This window comes from Dietzia sp. DQ12-76 (assembly GCF_014145045.1).
Taxonomy (GTDB): domain Bacteria; phylum Actinomycetota; class Actinomycetes; order Mycobacteriales; family Mycobacteriaceae; genus Dietzia.
The window spans coordinates 4,769-6,411 of sequence record NZ_JAALDV010000406.1 but is presented as its reverse complement, the minus strand read 5'-3'; the positions used below and the strand labels follow the sequence as shown (position 1 = coordinate 6,411).

Here is a 1,643-nt window from a genome sequence, read left to right as displayed (position 1 = left end):
CGGCTGCCGAGCTCGGTGTCGTCGGTGATCCGCGGGATCTCGCCCGTGAGCTCGGAGACACTCACGCCGCTGCCGCCCTCGTCCGCCCGCCGACGCCGACGCGCCTTGGGTGCGGCCGCGTCCGACTGCTCCGCGCCCATGCGCTTGAGCAGCTCCGCCACGGTGATCTGCTGACCGTCCTGATCCTCGGCCATCTCAGCTCCCCTTCCCGTCGCCGCCCGCGTCCCGGTCGAGACGCTGCAGAATGAGCCCCTCCCGCAGGGCCCACGGACAGATTTTCACACTTTCCAAACCCAGAGCCCTCATCGACGCCTCCGCCACCAGTGCTCCCGCGACCACCTGATGCGACCGGTCAGAGCTGATGCCCTCCAACTCTGCCCTGTCAGCGGCCGTCATGCGAGAGATAAACGCGATCACCTGCCGCAGTCCCGAGGCGGTGAGGATCCGCTCGACCCGCGGACCCTCCGACGACGGCGCCGCACCGGTGAGCCGGGCCAACGTGCGGAACGTCTTGGACGTGGCGCAGGCCAGGTCGGGGACACCGGCCGCCCGCAGTTCCCTGGCGGGGCCCTCCAGCTCGGCGTCGATGAAGTCGCGCAGCTGGTTGATGCGCTTGCGCTCCGGCGGATCGGTCTTGAACCAGTCGTGCGTCAACCGCCCGGCACCCAGCGGCAGACTGAAGGCGTACTCGGGCAGTTCGTCCTCACCGTTCGTCAGCTCCAGTGAGCCGCCCCCGATATCGAGGTTGACGATCCGACCGGCGCTCCAGCCGAACCACCGGCGGGCCGCGAGGAAGGTCATGCGCGCCTCGTCCTCGCCGGAGAGCACGCGCAGCGCGATCCCGGTCTCCTTCTCGACCTTCTCGAGCACCGCGTCCGAGTTGGCGGCGTCGCGCACGGCAGAGGTCGCCAGGGCCATGACCTCGCGGCACTTGGTGGCCTTGGCCAGGTCAGCGGCCTCGCTGACGGCGTCGACGAGCCTGGCGACGCCGGTCTTCGAGATGTTGTTGTCCTCATCGAGGTACTCGATGAGGCGTAGACGCGTCTTGGAGTCGTTCATGGGAGTGGGATGCCCCCCGCGATGGGCGTCGACCACGAGGAAATGGACCGTGTTGCTCCCGACGTCCAGGACACCTAATCTCACACGCCCACCCTAAACGGTCTACGGTCGCAGGTTGTGACCGCCACCGAACGCACCAGCAGCCCGGGCGCGCCCGCCGCGGAAGTCCCCCTCGACTTCCCCCGCGAGTGGTACACGTTCCCCGACCCGGCGAACGACCAGCATCTCGTGTCCGCGGACATGACGTGGCTGCTGTCCTCGTGGACGTGCGTGTTCGGCACACCGGCCTGCCACGGCATCGAGGCCGGGCAGCCCGACGCCGGCTGCTGCACGCACGGCGCATTCCTGTGTGACGACGACGACCGCTCCCGCCTGACGGTGAACGTCGAGCTCCTGGGTCCCGACGACTGGCAGCACCGCGAGGCCGCGCTGGAGGCGGCGGAGGCCGAGGGCGGCGATCTCGAGCCGTGGCTGGAAGAGGACGACCTCACCGGGGACGACGGCGAGCCCGAGCCCGCTCTGCGGACGCGCCGCCTGGGCGGTCGGTGCGTGTTCTTCAACGACGTCGGATTCCCGGCCGGCTC

Annotated in this window: 1 protein-coding gene and 2 pseudogenes; 1 reads left to right on the top strand and 2 read right to left on the bottom strand. The window is 69.7% G+C overall.

The features are described from left to right. Positions 1–194: pseudogene (locus G6019_RS13480) on the bottom strand (hypothetical protein); the annotation flags it as partial. 1 nt (position 195) lies between these two features. Next, on the bottom strand, positions 196–1,143 hold the full coding sequence (locus G6019_RS13475; RefSeq protein WP_107757341.1) for a Ppx/GppA phosphatase family protein: 948 nt from the start codon (positions 1,141–1,143) through the stop codon (positions 196–198). A gap of 33 nt (positions 1,144–1,176) precedes the next feature. Here G6019_RS13475 and G6019_RS13470 point away from each other — a divergent pair. Then, positions 1,177–1,643 (top strand): annotated as a pseudogene (locus G6019_RS13470) (hypothetical protein); the annotation flags it as partial.